General features: G+C 57.2%; 15 protein-coding genes and 1 pseudogene. 11 read left to right on the top strand and 5 right to left on the bottom strand.

Going from position 1 to position 18519, the window contains the following annotated elements:
- Positions 1 to 158: 158 nt before the first annotated feature.
- The 9 genes and pseudogenes from JMN22_RS03155 to JMN22_RS03195 all read left to right on the top strand — a co-directional run bounded on the left by JMN22_RS03155 (position 159) and on the right by JMN22_RS03195 (position 11179).
- A complete protein-coding gene (locus tag JMN22_RS03155) occupies positions 159 to 1190 on the top strand; it encodes an AraC family transcriptional regulator (RefSeq protein ID WP_198795769.1) in 1032 nt (343 codons plus the stop codon).
- 283 nt (positions 1191 to 1473) lie between these two features.
- Positions 1474 to 2817 (top strand): MFS transporter, encoded by a 1344-nt coding sequence (locus tag JMN22_RS03160; protein ID WP_198795770.1) that lies wholly within the window; start codon positions 1474 to 1476, stop codon positions 2815 to 2817.
- Between the two features lie 41 nt (positions 2818 to 2858).
- Positions 2859 to 3605 (top strand): nitroreductase, encoded by a 747-nt coding sequence (locus tag JMN22_RS03165; RefSeq protein ID WP_030141775.1) that lies wholly within the window; start codon positions 2859 to 2861, stop codon positions 3603 to 3605.
- Positions 3602 to 5255 (top strand): annotated as a pseudogene (locus JMN22_RS03170) (AMP-binding protein). Before JMN22_RS03165 ends, JMN22_RS03170 begins: the two are co-directional and overlap by 4 nt.
- A 50-nt stretch (positions 5256 to 5305) precedes the next feature.
- Positions 5306 to 6613 (top strand): OprD family outer membrane porin, encoded by a 1308-nt coding sequence (locus JMN22_RS03175; protein WP_198795771.1) that lies wholly within the window; start codon positions 5306 to 5308, stop codon positions 6611 to 6613.
- Between the two features lie 58 nt (positions 6614 to 6671).
- A complete protein-coding gene (locus JMN22_RS03180; RefSeq protein ID WP_198795772.1) occupies positions 6672 to 6974 on the top strand; it encodes a hypothetical protein in 303 nt (100 codons plus the stop codon).
- A gap of 159 nt (positions 6975 to 7133) precedes the next feature.
- Positions 7134 to 8825: an Hsp70 family protein gene (locus JMN22_RS03185; protein WP_198795773.1), complete on the top strand. Its 1692-nt coding sequence runs from the start codon at positions 7134 to 7136 to the stop codon at positions 8823 to 8825.
- 3 nt (positions 8826 to 8828) lie between these two features.
- A complete protein-coding gene (locus JMN22_RS03190) occupies positions 8829 to 10217 on the top strand; it encodes a J domain-containing protein (protein ID WP_198795774.1) in 1389 nt (462 codons plus the stop codon).
- 62 nt (positions 10218 to 10279) lie between these two features.
- Positions 10280 to 11179 carry a helix-turn-helix domain-containing protein gene (locus JMN22_RS03195; RefSeq protein ID WP_198795910.1) on the top strand — a complete coding sequence of 300 codons (900 nt, stop codon included), beginning with the start codon at positions 10280 to 10282 and terminating at the stop codon, positions 11177 to 11179.
- 84 nt (positions 11180 to 11263) lie between these two features.
- On the opposite strand, the gene JMN22_RS03200 is transcribed toward JMN22_RS03195, so the two are convergent.
- Together JMN22_RS03200 and JMN22_RS03205 are read right to left on the bottom strand one after the other, a co-directional pair.
- On the bottom strand, positions 11264 to 12025 hold the full coding sequence (locus JMN22_RS03200) for an SDR family NAD(P)-dependent oxidoreductase (RefSeq protein WP_198795775.1): 762 nt from the start codon (positions 12023 to 12025) through the stop codon (positions 11264 to 11266).
- Between the two features lie 127 nt (positions 12026 to 12152).
- The gene (locus JMN22_RS03205) at positions 12153 to 14135 is read right to left on the bottom strand and encodes a M10 family metallopeptidase C-terminal domain-containing protein (protein WP_198795776.1); all 1983 of its coding nucleotides are present in this window, start codon (positions 14133 to 14135) and stop codon (positions 12153 to 12155) included.
- A 202-nt stretch (positions 14136 to 14337) separates the two neighbouring features.
- Here JMN22_RS03205 and JMN22_RS03210 point away from each other — a divergent pair, with 202 nt between their 5' ends.
- Entirely contained in the window at positions 14338 to 14955 is a 618-nt protein-coding gene (locus JMN22_RS03210) for a LysE family translocator (RefSeq protein ID WP_030141767.1), read from the top strand.
- Positions 14956 to 15214: 259 nt separating this feature from the next.
- A complete protein-coding gene (gene fos / locus JMN22_RS03215) occupies positions 15215 to 15625 on the top strand; it encodes a fosfomycin resistance glutathione transferase (RefSeq protein WP_198795777.1) in 411 nt (136 codons plus the stop codon).
- A 183-nt stretch (positions 15626 to 15808) separates the two neighbouring features.
- Here fos and JMN22_RS03220 read toward each other — a convergent pair whose 3' ends face one another.
- The 3 genes from JMN22_RS03220 to JMN22_RS03230 all read right to left on the bottom strand — a co-directional run bounded on the left by JMN22_RS03220 (position 15809) and on the right by JMN22_RS03230 (position 18221).
- A complete protein-coding gene (locus JMN22_RS03220; protein WP_198795778.1) occupies positions 15809 to 16180 on the bottom strand; it encodes a hypothetical protein in 372 nt (123 codons plus the stop codon).
- A gap of 221 nt (positions 16181 to 16401) precedes the next feature.
- Entirely contained in the window at positions 16402 to 16764 is a 363-nt protein-coding gene (locus JMN22_RS03225; protein WP_030141764.1) for a DUF6124 family protein, read from the bottom strand.
- 461 nt (positions 16765 to 17225) lie between these two features.
- A complete protein-coding gene (locus JMN22_RS03230) occupies positions 17226 to 18221 on the bottom strand; it encodes a lipase family protein (RefSeq protein ID WP_198795779.1) in 996 nt (331 codons plus the stop codon).
- Between the last annotated feature and the right edge of the window lie 298 nt (positions 18222 to 18519).

Consider the following 18519-nt stretch of genomic DNA (forward strand, 5'->3'; position numbering starts at 1 on the left):
CCTGCCATCAAGCCTGGGGGAGGGTTGGGTTGACAGGTAATATCAGGAAATCGGAACGTAGACAGAGAACTCAGGCTCGCCGGGTTGCATAAAGCAGGATCTGCCGAAGAGATTTGAAGGTCAGCATCAGGTCAGCAGTCACTCACCGACAGAGAGGTATGGGCGTGCTCATCCAGGACAAGGGAACGACTTCAATTGGACTGGTGCATGAGGCCCTCGAGGGCGCATTGCGACGCCAGTTGGACACTTCCATCGTATTGCAGCAGGCACGTATCGACCCGGTACTCCTCACTTCTCCTCAAGCGAGGGTTTCGGCCGCTGCATTTTCTCGCCTGTGGGTCGCGCTCTCGGATCTGCTCGACGACGAGTTTTTCGCAATCGATAGCCATCCCATGCGACGGGGCAGCTTCCGATTGATGTGCCAGTCCTCGATTGACTGCGAGTCGTTAGAGCAAGCGCTGCGACGCATCCTTAAATTCCTGCGTCTCGTATTGGACGATATTCACGGTGAGCTGAGTTTTGATGGCGACTGCGCCGTCATCGTTATCCATGACAACGGCATTGAACGTCGTCTCTTCAGTTATGGAACATGGCTGATCCTGGTCCATGGACTGCTCTGCTGGCTGGGTAACAGACGCATTCCCATAAAAGAGCTCTGCTTCAGGCCGAATCGACCGCTCGACGATAGCGACTATCGGATGCGCTTCTGTGAAGACATTCAGTTTGGTGCGCCAGTGACGATGGTTCGTTTCGAACGCAGTTTTCTAAGCCTCAAGGTCGCGCAAAACAAAGCCAGCCTATCGGCATTCTTGAAAGAGTCGCCTGCCAGTCTGCTGGTGAAATATCGTAACGAGGACAGTATTAGCGCCCAGATCCGCCTCAGATTGAGAGGCCTCGATCCGGAGGAATGGCCAGAACTTGACAAGATGGCGAACACGCTGTGCATGTCTTATTCGACGCTCCAGCGAAGGCTCCAGGCCGATGGGGTCAGTTATCAGCGTTTGAAAGACAATCTGCGCCGTGACATGGCGATCAATCTGCTGTGCCAACCGAATATGACCGTGACTGAAGTGGCTACCCTCACGGGTTTCCAGGAAAGCAGTGCGTTTCATCGAGCATTCAAAAAGTGGACGGGGGTGAGTCCCGGCGCTTACCGCCGCTCCAATGCTGACGAATCGGGCGAGAGTTAAAAGCCCTTCTTGCGGTTATAAAAAGCACTGCTTCCCCGCCAGATTACCTGCTGTGATCTGCCACTCGCTTCATCCCCCCAAACCTCAACGGACCAGGACCAGCCCGATCATGCTTGGCAAGTCATGGGTGTCCAAAACGGTCACGCACAACGATGTCGTCGGGCATAGGCCGCCGCAAAGGCAACTCCTACGATGCGCTGCAGGTAGCCCTGGCATCGCCTATCAAGCGAGCCAGCAAATCTTCGCACTTCACAAACAAAAACAAGATCGAAGGAGACGCGATATGCAGCCGGTAAACGTCAATACGCTCGCGGTTGAGTCGAAGTTCAACCGCTTCCATGGGCTCATCCTGTTCTGGTGTGTGCTTATCCTGATCATCGATGGCTATGACCTCGCCGTCGTCGGTGCAGCCCTCCCGGCGATCATGAAGGACATGAACATCGATCCAACCAGCGCTGGTGTCATGGCAGGCTCTGCGCTCTTCGGAACGATGTTGGGCGCGATTTTTCTTGGCACGCTGGCCGATCGTATCGGGCGGCCCAGGATGATCGCCATCTGCGTGGCGTTGTTCAGTGTTTTCACGGCGGCGGCAGGCCTCACCAGTGACCCGATCAGCTTCAGCGTTGCTCGCTTTATCGCGGGTCTTGGCATCGGTGGTGTACTGCCCATCTGCACCGCTCAGATGGGTGAATTTTCTCCGCTCAAACTGCGTACTCGGCTGGTCACCCTGGTTTTCGCCGGGTACTCCGTGGGCGGAATTCTGGTTGCCCTGACGGGTAAGCAACTCATCGAGAGTCACGGATGGCAGTGGGTGTTTTATGTGGCGTTGCTGCCCGTGCTGCTGATCCCTCTGATCCTGAAGACCCTACCTGAGTCCATCGGCTACCTGCTCAAGAGCGGACGTCAGGACGAATTACGGGCGATCGCTCGTAAACTGGCCCCAGCTCTGGTTATCGACGAAAACACGCTGATGATCGGGAACGCCACCGTACTGGATAAACAGGAAGCCCCCGTTCGTAATTTATTCAAGGAAGGTCGGGGCTTTAGCACGGTAATGATCTGGGCTGCGTTCATGACGGGCCTGTTCATGGTCTACGCCCTTAACTCGTGGCTAACCAAGCTGATGGCGATGGCGGGGTTCAGCCTGGGTTCTGCGCTGAACTTTGTGATTGTTTTCAACGTGGGGGCCATTGCCGGCGCAATAGGCGGAGGGTGGTTGAGCGACAAGCTGAACATCAAGCACGTATTGGTCTGCTTCTACATCGTCGGTGCGATTGCGCTCACTATTCTGGGTTATACGCGTTCAACGACATTGCTGTTTCCTGTGGTGTTCATTGTCGGCGCATCGACGCTAGGGACCCAGTTGCTGGCATATGCGTACGCGGGCGATTTCTACCCGTCATCGATTCGTTCAACCGGTGTGGGTTTCGCGTCTGGTGTGGGACGAATAGGCGCAATCGTCGCCCCTGTCCTGATTGGCTGGCTGGTGTCGTTGAATCTTGCACTTGAGAAAAACTTCATGGCCATCAGCCTGGCCGGCCTCATCGGCGCTGTCGCCGTGACCCTGATCAATCAGTCGCGCGCCGACTCTACTCAAGTCAGGAAATCCCCGGCCCTGTCGAACTGAGGGATGCACCCGCCTGTAGCTGAATCCGTGGAATTGAATGCATGAAAATGAATCGCTTATCCAAACCGCCCATACCGCCTGAACTGCTTGGTCAAACGGTTGATTGGGCGATCGCTTCACGGCGCAGTATTCGGGCTTTCTTGCCCACTCCCGTACCGCGCGAAGACATTGAAGCGATCCTTGATATCGCTCGGTTCTGCGCAACGGGCGTGAACATGCAGCCTTGGCGCGTGCATGTCGTCACTGGAGAAGCAAAGACCCGTCTTTCATGCGCCATCGCGGAAATTGACAACGACCCATCACTGGGCAGCGACCTTGAAGATGCCTACGACTACTACCCACGCGAGTGGACTTCACCCTATGTGGATCGGAGAAGGCAAGTCGGCTGGGAACTCTATGGGCTGCTGGGCATTGCAAAGGGCGACAAGCAGCGGATGCATGCGCAGCACGGCCGCAATTACCAGTTCTTCGACGCTCCCGTCGGCCTGATTTTCACCATGGACCGGGTGTTGAAGGAGGGCAGCCTCCTTGACTACGGAATGTTTTTGCAGGCCGTAATGATGGCAGCGCGCGGGAGGAATCTGCACACCTGCCCACAAGCCGCTTTTTTGAAATATCACCAGGTCATTTCGCAAGTCCTTGCGATCCCTTCGGATCAAATGCTGGTTTGCGGAATGAGCCTTGGATACGCCAACGAGACCAGTATCGAGAACACCTTGGTCACTGATCGGGAGCCGGTGAGCGCGTTCTGCACTTTTCATCACAATAATAAGGAAACGACGTCATGAAGCCTGGTGCTTATGAGAGTGGGCTTGATCGCTGCAAGGCCAACCATCTGCCCCTGACGCCACTTGGTTTTCTGGATCGGGCAGCCCTTGTGCACCCGGATCGGGTAGCGGTGGTGCATGGCGAACTGCAACGAACCTGGCGAGAAACCCGCGGACGCTGCTATCGACTGGCCTCGGCGCTTTGCGAAAAAGGCCTGGGAGCAGGGGACACCGTTTCAATTCTGTCTCCTAACACGCCTGCCATGCTCGAAGCGCATTTCGGGGTCCCCCTCAGCGGCGCGGTACTCAATGCGGTTAATTACCGGCTGGATGCCGAAGGTGTGGCGTTCATACTGCGTCATGGCGAATGCAAGTTGCTCTTGGTGGATCGAGAGTTTGCTGCGCTGGCGGATGCCGCACTAGCGCTCCTCGAGCATCGCCCGATGGTGATTGATATCAATGATCACCTGGCGTCACTTTGCGCGAGTGTCGGGGACACTGACTACGAAACCTTCATCCGCAGCGGCAACCCTGATTTCGAAGGCGTATGGCCGGATGACGAGTGGCAGCCGATAGCACTCAACTACACCTCCGGTACAACCGGTGATCCAAAGGGCGTGGTCGCGAGCCATCGTGGCACTTACCTCATGAGTCTGCTGCAGATGACCAACTGGCCGCTCACGCGGGCGCCTCGTTACCTGTGGACATTGCCGATGTTCCACGCCAACGGATGGTGTTTTACCTGGGCGATCACGGCTGCGGCCGGTACGCACGTCTGCCTGAGAAAAGTGTGCGCAGAGACGGTGTTTGATGCGATCGATAACCACGGTGTCGATCACTTCTGTGCGGCGCCGATTGTCATGGCGATGATTGCCAATGCCGAAGATCGCCGCGTGCTCAAGACTCCGGTCCGAGTGCTGACCGCCGGTTCCCCACCTCCGGCCAGCGTACTCAACGCGGTGGTTTCACGAGGCTTCGATGTTGACCACGTCTATGGAATTACTGAAGTGTCCGGTACGCCGATCAGTTGCGTCTGGCAAGACGGCTGGGATGATCTGACGGTCGGTGAGCAAGGCGCTATGCGAGTGCGCCAAGGGGCTCGTGCAGCCGCCTTCGAAGGCTTCGATGGTGGCTGACGCCGATACGATGCAGCCAGTAGCAAAGGATGGTCAGACAACGGGTGAGCTACTGCTCAGGGGCAATACCGTCATGATGGGCTATCTGAAGAATGGCAGTGCAACCCGAAAAGCTTTCGAAGGGGGTTGGTTTCATACGGGGGACGTCGCCGTCGTTCACCCCAACGGCTACGTCCAAATTACCGACCGTTGCAAAGACGTGATTATCTCCGGCGGGGAGAACATCTCGTCGGTCGAGATCGAAGAGACCATCCATGGTCACCCCGCTGTTCTATATGCCGCGGTGGTCGCTCAGCCTGATGACAAATGGGGGGAAGTACCGTGCGCGTTTGTCGAGCTGAAAACGGGTGTCGAGCCTCCCACCGAAGCAGAAATAATGGAGTTCTGCCAAGCGCGTCTGGCCCGATTCAAATGTCCGCGCAGAGTGGTCTTTATGGAGTTGCCGAAAACCGCAACCGGAAAAATCCAGAAGTTTTTACTTCGAGAGCAGGCAGGCAGTCGCGATGCCATTGTCCGTTTGGCTTCGAATGGCTAGGTCGTGGTCGCTTCCATCACATACAAATAATAAAAATAGGAGCGTTATAAGTGAGCCTGAAGAAAATATCTGCAACATTGGTGTCTGGCAGCATTGCCCTCAGTGGCCAGGCGTTTGCTGACTTTCTAAGCGATAGCAAAGCCACCTTGGGCATGAGGAGCTTCTACTTCAATAATGACAATCGCGATGGCGTCGCTGCCCCTTCGAAAACCGAAGAGTGGGCGCAGGGCTTCATGTTGGACTTCAAGTCGGGTTATACCGAGGGTGCCGTTGGTTTTGGTGTTGATGCCCTTGGGTTGCTGGGCGTTACCCTGGACACTGGCAAGGGACGTCATGTTGGCAGCTCGATGATTCCCTCGGACAGCGACAACCGCGCCGTCGACGAGTGGAGCCGGTTGGGGCTGACCGGTAAGGTCAAGATGTCCAAGACCGAACTGCGCTACGGCACCTTGATTCCGAAACTTCCGATTCTGGTCGCCAACGATGGACGGGTGCTCCCGCAAACCTTCGAGGGCGGCCAAATCACTTCGAGCGAGTTCAAGGACCTGACCCTGACGGGTGGGCGAATTGAACACGCAACCGGTCGTGCTTCAACTGACCGGACAGGGCTCGCCGCTATGGGCGGTACGCGTGAAAGCAACCAGTTCGCTTTCGCCGGGGGCGACTGGAAAGTCACCAAGGACCTGACAGCTCAGTACTACTATGCCCAGCTCGAAAACTACTATAACCAGCAGTTTTTCGGACTGACGCATACGCTCGCATTCTCGGACAGCCAATCGTTGAAAACCGACCTGCGCTACTTCAGGACTGACGCGTCAGGTGAAAACAGCTCCGGTACATCGGGCTACCGAATCAGCGGCTACACCAAAAACGGTGATGGCGTTATCGACAATCGTCTCTGGAGTGCTGCATTGATCTATAGCCTCGGCGCTCATGCGATAACGGCCGGCTACCAAAGCGTCTCGGACGGTAGCAGCTTCACCCAACTCAATCAGGGTGGCCTGGTAGATAAAGGCGCAGGAGGCAGCTCCTTGTACCTGTATACAGATCGTCTGATCCAGAGTTTCACCCGTGCAGGGGAGCGCACGCTATTCGGTCAGTACGCCTATGACTTTACCGCCCTGGGGATCCCGGGCCTGAAAGCCTCGGTCATGTACCTCTCCGGTGACAACATCAAGACGAGATCCGGTGACACTCAGAAAGAATGGGAAAGGGATATCTTTCTGGACTACGTCGTTCAGTCAGGAACGCTCAAAGGTGTTGGCTTCGGTTGGCGCAACGGTAAATCCAATAGCGAAGCCGCCCGTGACCAAGACCAGAACCGGGTTTTTGTAAGCTACAGCATTCCGCTGCTCTAAGGGTGCGGCATCACCGTATCGAGCGCTCCTGGTACTCGGCGCCCGGCCGCTGTCGAAAATGCTTGTACCAGGCGTCAAGATTCAAGACTGGCAGTCCGCCGCGAGGCTTGTACTGCTCAAGGCGCGCCATGACTATCTGACAGGCGGGAAAAGCCCGATTCTAAAGTCCATCCTCAACGAGGTTCTTCAGGCCGTTCCACAAACGATGGACTGGTGGGACGATTCTGAAATCCTCCCGATCGGCGATACGGGCATTACACTGCGCGATGCCCAGGGCAGTGGGCGAAGCTATCGCATCAATATCCTTATTTCCAAGGACAGGCCTGGCCTTCGCATCGCCTTCTACGATGAAAAAATGTAAGCGGTCAACCTTACAATCTCCAGGCGCCAATACCTAAAGCCACCGCCCACGCCGCCGATACCCCCGGTCATGAATCCGCGAACCGCGTCCGCATCAGTATTGACTGAGCCGAAATGCGGTGCTCTGCTGGCCGACCGTGTCAATCAAGGAAAAGTGACAGTGATCATAGGTATCGATCTGGGCACCACCAACAGCCTCGTGGCGGCCTGGGACGGCGAACACGCCCGGCTATTGCCCAATGCCCTTGGCAATCTTCTTACCCCGAGCGTCGTTGGCCTCGACGACGATGGCCAGTTGATCGCCGGCGATATCGCTCGGGAAAGGCTGCACACCCATCCGCACCTCACCGCGTCGTTGTTCAAGCGTTATATGGGCAGTGCCCGTGAAACATTGCTGGGCGGGCGGGCCTACCGCGCGGAAGAGCTTTCGGCGATGCTGCTGCGCAGTCTCAAGGCTGACGCCGAGCGTGCCTTGGGCGTGCCCGTTCTCGAAGCGGTGATCAGCGTGCCGGCGTACTTCAGCGATGCCCAGCGCAAGGCCACGCGTATTGCGGGAGAGCTGGCGGGCCTGAAGGTCGAAAAACTGATCAACGAACCCACCGCCGCGGCGTTGGCCTACGGCCTGCAACAGCGGGACGAGGCCACCTTCCTGGTGTTCGACCTGGGTGGCGGCACCTTCGACGTCTCCATTCTGGAGCTGTTCGAAGGGGTCATGGAGGTGCGCGCCAGTGCCGGCGACAACTTCCTCGGTGGCGAAGATTTCGATGATCGACTTGTCGAGCATTTCATCGCCAGCATCGGCGCCGCCGATCTCCCTGATACGTCCCAGCCTGGCATGGCGCAGCGATTGCGGCGCGAGGCGCAACGTGTTCGCCATGCCTTGGGTCAGGCGCCGGTTGCGCGCTTTGTGCTGCGCGAGCAGGCACGCGAGTGGTGCCTGGAAGTGACCCAGAGCGATCTGGCGAACATCGCCCAGCCGTTAATGGATCGCCTGCGTGCGCCGATCGAGCGCGCGCTGCGTGATGCCCGGATCAAGGTCGCGGACCTGGACGAAATACTGTTGGTCGGCGGCACCACACGCATGCCGCTGGTGCGCAAATTGGTGGCGACGCTGTTCGGACGGATCCCGGCGATGCAGCTCAATCCGGACGAAGTCGTGGCGCAGGGCGCGGCTATCCAGGCGGCACTGAAAGCACGCCATGCTTCCCTGGAAGAAGTGGTGCTGACCGATGTCTGCCCCTACACGCTGGGCATCGAAACCTCGGTACAGCTGGGCAACCAATACCAAAGCGGTCACTACTTGCCCATCATCGAGCGCAACACGGTGGTGCCGGTGAGTCGTTCCCGTAACGTGTCGACCCTCAGCGACAACCAGAAAGTGGTCAGGCTGGGTATCTACCAGGGCGAAAGCCGTTTGGTGGCCAACAATATTTTTCTCGGTGAGCTGGAAATCCCAGTGCCGCCGCGCAAGGCCGGGGAGATCACCCTGGACGTGCGCTTCACTTACGATAACAACGGCCTGCTCGAAGCCCAGGTGCATCTGCCGATCAATGGCGAAACTCGTCGGCTGGTCATCGAGAACAACCCTGGCGTGCTGGCCCCGGAAGAAATCGCCCGACGGCTGGCCGCCCTTGAAGCATTGAAAGTGCATCCGCGGGACCAGCAGGTCAATACGTTGCTGCTGGCTCGGCTGGACCGCCTGTATCAGGAAAGCCTTGGCGACGGGCGAGACCATATTGCCGCGCTGGCGAACCACTTCCAGCAAATGCTCGACACCCAGGACGAACACCGGATCCGCGAAGCCCGTGGCGACATCAGCCTGCGCCTTGCCCACTTCGAGATGGAGAGGTAAGTCATGAGCCATTGGCAAATGCTGGGCCTTGCCCCCGACGCGGACGAGCGCAGTATCAAGCGCGCCTATGCACGGCTGCTAAAAGTCCATCGTCCTGACGAAAACCCTGATGAGTTCCAACGCCTGCGCCAAGCGTACGAGGCGACGCTGGCCGAGGCACAGTGGCGTGCGCAGGCTGAAGATGAAGGCAGCTATGTTTCGCTAGATGTCAGCGAGCCAACCCCGGACTCATCTCCCACTGTTGTGCAGGCCTCTGCGCTCGCCATTTCTTTGGACGATATCGACGTCCAAACGTCCATCAGCCCGCCGCAACCGTCCCTTGAGCAGATGCAGCAATGGTTGGCCGAGGGCCGGGACCGCCAGGTAATGGACGGGCTTCGCGTTTGGCTGGCCAGTGACTGGCTGTTGCCGTTCGAGCGCCGCCAGCAGTTCGAGCTGAGCGTCCTGGAATGGCTCGAATCCGCGGAAGGCTGGTCGCCGGCCTTTTTCGATGGGGTGTGCAAGGTCATGGGGTGGGATGAAGCCCAGGCCACGCTGCCTTGTGAATATTGGCGTTGGGACCGCCTGATCAGACGGTGCGAGGCGCAAGCCTTTGCCGAGTCTGTGCGGGCGGACCTTACCAGGTTCGAAACCGATAAAGTCTACGGGCAGCCGGCCGCTCTGCTGCTGAAAGCCATGGCGGACGGTGACCGCCGTGAATTGGCCGATGGCTTTGACGGCGGTGACTGGCAACGTTTTGCCCAGCTCGCTCAAGCGATCGAATATCAGTATCCAGAGGTGCCCGGGCAGCTTGGATTGCAACCCGTCGACAACTGGCGGGATTGGCTACCCCCGACGAGCTATCGAGGCATCTACCTGTTCCTGTGGGTGGCGCTGTCCGTGGTGCTGATCACGTCGGTGTTCACCGGTCTGATAAGAAAGGATGGGCTGAGTTCGGCGGTTATCATGCCGGTGCTGATGATCGCAGTGAACTGGGTCGGCATGAAGGCCTACGGAATCTGGGCGCTGGTGGCCGTGACAGCGGCTCGGTTGGACGTGCTGCTCAGCCAGTGGTTGGTCCCGCGCCGTTGGTACCGACAGGGCGCCGGGCTGCTGTTGCTGCGCCACATCCTTCCCGGCGCAGCGCCCGCCTTCTTGGCGTACATATGGTCCGGCGGCCCTGCATGGTTGCGGTGGGGAAGCGCGGTCGCTGTGTTCCTTGGTGTCCTCTATTTCACCAACCAAGCGCTGAGCGGCGGTAAGGTTTCCATCTGGGCACGAGCATGGCGCGCCGTTAAACTTCGGGTCGGGCGGCTGCCTTGGCACACGCTGCAACACCCAGGTCTTGTGGTCGTGATTGTCGTGCTGGTGATGGCGGCGACGGTGTACTGGCGTATGAAAGGTGTCGCTTAGAAATAGATTTTTCAACGTCAGGCGCGCTGGCCGGGGGTATCGATAAAGGGGCGCTGATGAGCATGAAGCCAATAGAACGAACCTCTCCCCAAGGGTTGGAGGCTTATATTCGCGGCGAGCGCTTGGCGGCGTCGGATGATTTGGCCGGCCGCGACGTGTTGGTGCAGATATTCAACCGCGAGCCTCAGGAGGAAGGCTTTATCGTCCCAGCCGTCGCTGAGCCCTTGCTGGTATGGATCATGTCAGGCACCGCGGCGGTGCAGGAACGCAGCCTGGGCGGCGAGTGGCAAACCAGCGTCGTGTCCAAGGGCGATTTCTTTTTGACCACATCGGCTGAGCCCTACGAAATGCGCTGGAGCGTGTCTGGCGCAGACGCTTTTGTCGTGATGCATATCTACCTGGGCATCGCGCTGCTGGAGAAAGCCATTCAGGAGACGCTCGGCGGCCCTGGTGCTGTCCGTTTGCGCGAGGTGTCGGGTGGTCGTGACGACGTGCTGTCCATGCTGCTGGAACAGTTCCGCGCGGAACTGACCACTCGCCACCGGGGCAGCGGACTCTTTTTGCAGGGACTGGCGCAGTGCCTGGCCGTTCACCTCGCCCGTGAGTACCTGGACGATTCGGCAGACGATATCGCCCGTCGCAATGCTTTGCCGGCTTATAAACTGCGACGCGTATTGGCGGACATGGAAGCCAATCTGCAAAAGGAGTTCAGCTTGCGGGCGTTGGCCGAAGCAGCCGACATGAGCGAATTCCACTTCAGCCGGCTGTTCAAGAAAGCGACGGGGCACTCGCCTTCGCAGTTTTTCATCCGACTGAGAATGGCCCGTGCCCGGCAGCTTCTGTTGGAGACGGATCGCAGCATTATCGATATCGGCCTGGACGTGGGGTACAGCAGCCCAAGCCATTTTTCCCAAGTTTTCAAACGCCAAGTGGGCGTGACGCCGAGCCACTATCGCAAGTGAGCCCTTTGCCGATGTGTTCGTCATCGCGGTGTCCAAAAAAAGCGCGGTGCAGACAACGCCGCACCGCGCGGATCAGGACCAGCATCAGCCCACGGGAATACTCATGCCGCCGTCAGCCATGACCACCGACCCGACGATGAAGCTGGCGCGTTCGGAGGCGAGGAAGGAGACGATTTCGGCAATTTCCTCTGGCGCCGCCGCCCGGCCGATGGGGGCCGATTTACCGTGTTCCTCCAGGAAACCGCGGCCGTCGTCCATGAAGTGGTTCAGCAGGTTGGTCACCACGTCGCCGACGCCGATGGCGTTTACCCGGATGCCATGCTCGATTGCTTCAAGCGCCTGGGTGCGCGTCAGTTGGGCGAGGGCGCCTTTGGAGGCGGTGTAGGCGGCGATGCCGGGGAACGCAAAATACGAGGCGTAGGAGGCGATGTTCACGATTGCCCCGGATTTGTTTTTCATCATTGCCTTCATCGCTTCGCGAGAATGCAGGAACGCGCCGGTGACGTTGGTTTCCATCTGCCACGTCCAGTCTTCGCGCGTCATTTCCACGATCGGTTTGTAGAGAATTCGGCCTGCGTTATTGACCAGCACGTCCAGCTTGCCGAACGTCCCGACGGCCAGGGCGACGGCTTTTTCAGCGGAGCCATCCACGGTGATGTCCGCGACGAAGGGCACAATGCCGTCTCGCTCCAGGTCGTTTACAGACGGGTCGATGTCCTCGGCGATTACTTTGGCACCGCGGGCATGGAGCAGCTCGGTAATGGCTTTACCAATGCCACTGGCCGCACCGGTCACCAGGACTACTTTGCCTGCAACTTCATCAGGGGTTGGATTGAATTGAGTCATGACAGGTCTCCAAGCAGTGGTTGTCAGTCGTTTCGACGGTTCAACTCTGCTGCTTTTTGACGTGCCTCTCTTTGGCAGCCTTGCTCGGACTGTTGGGTTTTTGCTCCTTTCTCGTTTGTTGGCCGCGCTAAACCTGGAAGTCAGCGACGCCGATCAATTGAAATACTTCTTCTTCCGAGGGCGCGAAGGTGATGTCCAAGTTACGGTAACCGGAGTGATCCCCTGTCAGGCTCAATTCGAATCGCGCCCCGGAGGCGTCGGCTTCGTAGCTCTTCAAGTACGTCAGGTTCCTGGCTTGATTGAAAACCACGTCCAACGTGCCGTTGTAGCCATTTCCCAGTCGGGTAAAGCCTAGGGCGGACACATCGATCGTGTCTTCACCGGCGGTATAGTCCATCAGGCGATCAGCGTGGTTTTCGGTATCGGTACGGTAACTGTCGCTCAGTGTGTCGAAGCGGAACACATCGCTGTTGCCGCCACCCGTTAATAAGTCCCGGCCTTCTCCGCCAATCAATGCATCGTTCCCTAGCGCGCCATAAAGGCGATCGTCGCTCGCGAACCCTTCGATGATTTCGCCCCGAGCGTTGCCTTGTAATTGATCAACCCCTTCGGTGCCCATCAACCTGGCTTGCTGGAACAGGATGTTGGTTTCATCCAGCGCTTGGCCCAGGTTTCCGTCGAAGACCACTTCGAAGCGTTCCCCCTGCGCATTGGCTTCGAAACTCTTGAGGTAGGTCCGCGTCCCGCTTTCATTGACGCGTATCGCCAGGGTTCCGTCATGTCCATCACCCAGCCCGAGGAAGCCCAGGGAGGAGAGGTCGAGCGTATCGGTGCTGGGGTCGAAGTCGGTGATTCGATCGCTATGGGCCGTGGTTGTGGTTCGGTAGCTGTCGGTGACTGACTCGTAACGGAACGTATCGGCCCCAACACCGCCCGTCAGCTGGTCGCGACCTTGCTGGCCATCGAGCAGATCGTTACCGGCCCCGCCAAGGATCGCATCGTCGAACGACGCGGTACCCAGCAAGAAGTCATCCTCGCGGCCACCGTCAAGGTGGTGATAGCCGTCGTCGGGATTGCCGAAACTGTGGTCCAGGCTGCCGTCGGGGTTCAATTGGACCAGGGCGGCCAGATAGCCGTCCGCGCTCGTGCCTTGGCTTCCGCCAATCAACAGCTTGCCGTCGGCCCGCACGACCATGTCGGCGACCGCGAAGGGAGCGCTTTCCGAGCCCCAACGCACCTGACCCTGATCACCAAAATCGGTATCGAGCGAACCGTCGGCGTTGAGTCGGATGACGCTCGCCACGCCACCTGAGGCGCCCGCCAGCAGGATTTTTCCGTCATCCTGTATGACGAGCGCGTCTGCATGAACATCCAGGACCAGGCTGCCCCCATTCGCAAAGGTGCTATCCAGCGTACCGTCCGGGTTGAGGCGGGTCAGGGTATCTTGTCCCGTGACCAATACCTTCCCGTCTCCCTGCAGCGAAACGTCAATCGTGCCGCCGGGGTGGATACCAACGGACGTTGGCAGGCGCAGGACCCCAGCCTCAGCGAAAGACGAGACCAAGGTCCCCGTCGCGTCGAAACGAGCAATATAGATCTCCCCGGAGGGATACCCGGCGCTTGCGAAAAAACTGCCGTCGTGTTGCACGGAGAACGACGCTTGCTGGCCAAGATTGTCATTCCAGTAGAAGGGCACTGTCGCGGTGCCGCCATTGCCGAAACTCGTGTCGAGGCTGCCGTCGGCCAAGGTGCGACTGACGCCCGACACCCAGGCGTCGCCGACTTTCACGTACTGCGCCACCAAGTAGCTCCCTCCCGGCTGCACGGCGGCATTCCCGCCGTCCTCGATATCGAGCGACACAGGGAGGAGGGACTTACCGTCTCCACTGAAGTTGCGGTCCAGGCGACCCTCGGCATTGAACCGGACCAGGCTGCCGGTAAAGCCTGAATCCTCTTCGCCTCCCAGTCCCAGGCGACTATAAGCGCCCAGCCAGATGTTACCGTCCGGATCGACCGCGATACCTGCGACGGTGTCCGAGCCCCATAGGGTCGTGGCTACCGTGCCTGTGTTCCGCACGGCTGAAGCGGCGGGCGAAGTGCTCTGAGTCATGTCCATGTCTCCGATGGCTATACGTCGCCAAAGACAATAGACAGGGCTCGGTCTGGTTTCCACTTTGTGAAGCGAGTGTGTAAAAACACAACGAGGCTTAAAAGCCCTGTATCGAACTTTTATTTCGTTGTACGTTGGAGCCGTAGCCGGCTTTGAAATGAATGATGACCGTCCCCGGCCACAACACTCGCAAAGGAATGACATGATCGATGGTCCCGCCGTTTTGACAGTCTTTTTGGTATACCTGGCCGGTGTCGTCATTCCAGGACCAAATTTCGTTGCAGTAGTACACAAGGCGGTTGCTGCGACGCGCGCAGAAGCTTTGGCTTTGGTAGCAGGCATCGTATTGGTCAATGTATTTTGGGCAACCTGCGCAATCGCAGGTATCGGCGTTGTATTTGCTGCGTTCCCTTGGGCGGCGCTGATCGTAAAAGTCCTGGGCGCAGCCTATTTGATGTGGTTTGGATTCCGACTGCTGCTCAAGGCGGGGAAGAGCGCGCTTGCCCCCTGCAATGATGCAGTCGTCGCAAACGCTCGGCAGTCGTTCATTCAGGGGGTCGTTACAAACATCGGCAACCCTAAATCCATGGCTTTCTATGCCGCTATTTTCTCAGCGGCGGCCCCCACGCACGTTTCAACCAGCACGTTTTTGGCGATGCTGGCAGTCGTAGCGGTGGTTTCGATGACTTGGTACGGAGTGGTCGCAATCGCTCTTTCGCAACCTGGGATTGCTTCAGCGTATCGAAGGAGGAAAAAAGCTATTGATCGATTATGCGGTGGTTTGATTTTGTCTCTTGGGATACGGCAGCTGGTTCGATAGGCCTACGATTGAGAGGGAAACCGGGGGACAGGCCACGATTTTGGACTCATCTGTAATCGGACTGTCTCATAATCGTGGTTGTCCCCGTTTCTACTCTGCAAGCGTCGAAATGGAAACCAGCTTCGTTACTTTCATACAACAATGACAGCCATGGATCGTATGCTGCTCCTCACAACAGGCAAAAAACGACCGATTGTGTCGAAAAAGTCGATATTGTTATCCTCGACCGTTCTCATGGACTGGTTCTGGATAGATGCTCATGTTGACTGGCTTGAATCATCTGACGTTGGCGGTTGCGAACCTTTCTCTCAGTATTGAGTTTTATGTGGCTCTTCCCGGCTTTAGATTGGCTGCCCGCTGGGAGACGGGAGCTTACCTTTCCCTCGGTGACCTCTGGCTTTGTCTGTCTGTCGACGAGAGCCGCGTGGCGGAAAAACAGCCTGATTACACCCACTATGCGTTTTCGGTGGGGCAGGACGATTTTGAAGAAGTCGCCGCTTACTTGCGGCTTCGTAACGTAATTGAGTGGAAATCCAACTCGAGCGAAGGCAACTCGTTTTATTTTTCGGATCCCGATGGGCATCGCCTGGAAGTACATGTAGGCAGCCTAGCTTCAAGGCTTGAGCAATGCCGGCGCCAGCCGTATGCAGGTATGGAGTTTTTTGACTGACCGTTTTTGTCTGATTTTATTGAAGATAGCTCTGCTATCCGGCCAACGGCAAAATCTCTGCATTAGCGAGCAGGGAAGCAGACGAAAAAGAGAAAAGGAAAAAGGAAAAAGGAACTGTGCATTCGGAAGTCGTGCTCGTCGAGCGCATCGCATCGTTGCTGGACTCTCAGCGCTTCGGGTTTTTCAAAGTTCATATGGACGCTTGCTTGATGCTGTATCGAGGGTTCGCATTATTTCGAGGACGATCGGCTTCACATATTTCTCATTGGGGTCGGTCTCCGGCGGATCGCTTTTGCGGATCCACTCACCTTGGTCGAACGCTTGGTAAAGGGAGAAAGCGGGCTGAGGCATGTCATTGGTCATTCCCACTTCAACCACAGCGTTTATGATCCCGTTCATGACGCCGTCGCAAAAGTCATAATTCAAAGTCCCCTGTAGATAGCCTTCCGCAATCGCGATGGACAGCTCGTTCAGCACATCTTGTGGGGCAACATCAAATTTCACACACGTGGCGGCAATATCACTCAGCGCCAAACCGTCTGCTTCAGCTTTCATGGAAAGCTCTTGGAGCTCATTCTTCGGTAACAGCCTAATCATGAGTTTGTTCCGCTGGATGCGAGGTGGCGCTTGCATCACCGTTTGTGGCCTACCGCTAGGAATGTGATGAAGTGCAGAAGAAAAATTTGAAAGCAATTTAGAGTTATTCGCCTACTCCTACGGATAGAAAAATCAAAACCCGACGCAAAACGTCGGGTTTTTCCGTTTAGGAATAAATCCTACTGCCGCGGCTCCACGTTATCCAATACCCGATTCGCCAATAACGAACTCAACTCAATCAACTGCTGAATCCCCAGCGCTACATGACGCCGTGCCCCATCCAGATCAAACGCCAGATCACTCACCATGGCATCAGCCGAAGCCAGGGTTTCGCTAAGGTTGGCGAGCAGGCATTCGTTATCGAGGCCTTTCGCGACGGTGAATAGCTGTCCCGGTTTGGGGGCGTCTTTGGGTTTATCCGGTTTCGGTAGCAAGTAGTGATCGAGCACGCGCTTGGTGGTTTCGTCGTGCTGCTTGGCTTTGGATTTTGCGGATTTGGAAATGGAATCTGCTTCTGGCGGATTCGGGGTTATTTTGAACATAAGCTTCGGTTCCGAATGTGGTGCCGACACCCCGAAGCTACTAAACAAAGGGGTGGCAGCTGTACGCAGGTTAGTAGACCGGGGAACCGAAGAAGCCGGCGCGCCTGAGCGCCCTGCGTACAGCCACCATCAAGAACAGGGTAGGACCCTGTTTGAGACGCGCTTGTACAACTTCGATTACCTCGGGCTACTAAACCCGACCACTGATGGGCAGTGGCAGGAAGACAATAGAGCCCCGGGACAAGGCGCACAAGCGGGCGGATTCTGGCGTAGTTGTAGGCAAAGGCGCAAGGATGCGTAGCTAGATGGACGTTGTAGGCGGCGGCTGTAGGAGAGGGGCGTTTTGGCAATGCAGGTGGGTTGGAAACCGGGGACAGACCACGATTTGGACTTATCTGTAATCGGACCGTCTCATAATCGTGGCCTGTCCCCGTTTCTTCCCTGATCGATGAAACTGCGCCCTAGCTGCCAGACGGCGCCGGCATCGGAATATCACCTAGCTGCAGCCCCAGCAGCGTCATGTATTCGTAGATGTGCTGATAGCCGGATTGCGCTTCGTAGTTAGGGCACGGGGATTGAAGTTCCCCACAGAGCCGCAGCTCCATGTTTGCGCCGCCCATGCCCCATTGCGTGTAGTTCAAGTTATTACGGGTGATGGTATCGATATTGGAGCAAACCATTCCCTTCATTTTTTCATCGATGACGTTGGTGGGCTCATAAAGCGTCAAGGAGAAGTCGAGAGAGGTTGCGCACCATGCCATCGGAACGACATCCAGCGTGTTGTAGATGCGTAGCGCATTGCCGGCCATCTGTTGATTGAAATAGCTCGCAAAAACACCGTCGCCGGCCGTAGGCGCCGCAATCGTTTCGCAGTGGAAATCAAAGTTCGAAAATTTATCTTTCAAATAAAGTGCAAGAACCGACATCAAGGCACCGCCGAGGCTATGCCCGACCAACCGGATCGTTGCCCCACTGCGCTGTTTTGCCAGGAAATCGCAGAGTTTGCCCTGGCTGCCGATTTTCGATTCCTGACCCAATATCGCGTTTACGCCGTCCGCAGTCCCCTGCGCCACGTGAGCCGGTACTGGGCAGTTCTTGATGAGGTTCTGCAGCGGCACCATTGGAGAAATATCAAGATCATCTATCTGATCCTTGATGGAATCGGCAAGGGTCCCACTCGTCACCACGACGATATCGTTTTCGTTCTGCCCGCCGATGAGCACCACCGTGATGTGAGCCACATGCTCGCCATCCGGGACCAGGGCGGGTCCCCAGGCTACGCCATAGCCGCCGCCAACCTTGGAGCCATTAAGGCGCGTAAGAATGTTGTCTTTGACCTGGCTCGGCGAAGGGTTCTTCATGTTTTTCCAATCCGGCGAAGACAGCGCCGCATTGTTCACCACGTACGCCTGGGTAAGATTGATTTGTCTTTGCTGAAGTGAGTCTAGCGAAGTCATGACTGCTCCTTGTCTCGAAGATAAATAGTTCAACGGGACCAACGAAAACTCACGGCTGCCGTCGATCCTTCTTGGCCAGCAGGATCGAGTGTAGCCGCAGTTTCTGGATGCAAGCGCTGATGTATCCAAATGGTGAAGAACGAGTACTGAACAATGCTGAAGGGCAGCGTGTGATCGGAGGAGGCAGGCCAGGTGTGACGCGCTCCGTTGGATGAAATCCATCATGTGGCGCGCGAAGCGGGCGCGTCGAGACTATGCTCATGGCAGATGCAGGTGGATTACGGTTAGTAGATCCCAA

It is taken from the genome of Pseudomonas sp. HB05, assembly GCF_016756915.1.
Taxonomy (GTDB): domain Bacteria; phylum Pseudomonadota; class Gammaproteobacteria; order Pseudomonadales; family Pseudomonadaceae; genus Aquipseudomonas; species Aquipseudomonas alvandae.

Excerpts from the sequence above, each read along its gene's own strand:
- JMN22_RS03155 (WP_198795769.1), top strand. The coding sequence starts at position 159 with ATGGGCGTGCTCATCCAGGACAAGGGAACGACTTCAATTGGACTGGTG.
- JMN22_RS03160 (WP_198795770.1), top strand. The coding sequence starts at position 1,474 with ATGCAGCCGGTAAACGTCAATACGCTCGCGGTTGAGTCGAAGTTCAAC.
- JMN22_RS03165 (WP_030141775.1), top strand. The coding sequence starts at position 2,859 with ATGAAAATGAATCGCTTATCCAAACCGCCCATACCGCCTGAACTGCTT.
- JMN22_RS03180 (WP_198795772.1), top strand. The coding sequence starts at position 6,672 with ATGCTTGTACCAGGCGTCAAGATTCAAGACTGGCAGTCCGCCGCGAGG.
- JMN22_RS03190 (WP_198795774.1), top strand. The coding sequence starts at position 8,829 with ATGAGCCATTGGCAAATGCTGGGCCTTGCCCCCGACGCGGACGAGCGC.
- JMN22_RS03195 (WP_198795910.1), top strand. The coding sequence starts at position 10,280 with ATGAAGCCAATAGAACGAACCTCTCCCCAAGGGTTGGAGGCTTATATT.
- JMN22_RS03200 (WP_198795775.1), bottom strand. The coding sequence starts at position 12,025 with ATGACTCAATTCAATCCAACCCCTGATGAAGTTGCAGGCAAAGTAGTC.
- JMN22_RS03205 (WP_198795776.1), bottom strand. The coding sequence starts at position 14,135 with ATGACTCAGAGCACTTCGCCCGCCGCTTCAGCCGTGCGGAACACAGGC.
- JMN22_RS03210 (WP_030141767.1), top strand. The coding sequence starts at position 14,338 with ATGATCGATGGTCCCGCCGTTTTGACAGTCTTTTTGGTATACCTGGCC.
- fos (WP_198795777.1), top strand. The coding sequence starts at position 15,215 with ATGTTGACTGGCTTGAATCATCTGACGTTGGCGGTTGCGAACCTTTCT.
- JMN22_RS03220 (WP_198795778.1), bottom strand. The coding sequence starts at position 16,180 with ATGAAAGCTGAAGCAGACGGTTTGGCGCTGAGTGATATTGCCGCCACG.
- JMN22_RS03225 (WP_030141764.1), bottom strand. The coding sequence starts at position 16,764 with ATGTTCAAAATAACCCCGAATCCGCCAGAAGCAGATTCCATTTCCAAA.
- JMN22_RS03230 (WP_198795779.1), bottom strand. The coding sequence starts at position 18,221 with ATGACTTCGCTAGACTCACTTCAGCAAAGACAAATCAATCTTACCCAG.